This is a genomic window from Cupriavidus sp. SIMBA_020 (assembly GCF_046535395.1).
GTDB lineage: Bacteria > Pseudomonadota > Gammaproteobacteria > Burkholderiales > Burkholderiaceae > Cupriavidus > Cupriavidus campinensis.
Genome location: NZ_JAWRWU010001553.1, coordinates 1 through 239, shown reverse-complemented (window position 1 = coordinate 239; position 239 = coordinate 1). Strand labels below are relative to the sequence as shown.

Annotated in this window: 1 pseudogene; it reads right to left on the bottom strand. The window is 69.9% G+C overall.

From position 1 onward, the window contains the following. A pseudogene (locus SB751_RS34815) lies at positions 1 to 121 on the bottom strand (hypothetical protein); the annotation flags it as partial. Positions 122 to 239: the final 118 nt, after the last annotated feature.

The window sequence follows — 239 nt, the reverse complement described above, 5'->3', positions numbered from 1 at the left end:
CTTCGAACAGCGCGTCTTCGCGCGCCAGCACGGCCGCGTGCAGACGGCGCAGCATGGCGACGCGTTCGTGCTGCGGCGTGCGCGAAAAGGCCGAAAAGGCGCGCTTCGCGGCGGCGACGGCGGCGCAGGCGACCGTCGTGCTGCCGGGGACTATCTACAACTACGGTCCCGACGCGTTTCCGGTATTGCGCGAAGAGGCTCCGCAGCATCCGACGACGCGCAAGGGCGCGATCCGGGTT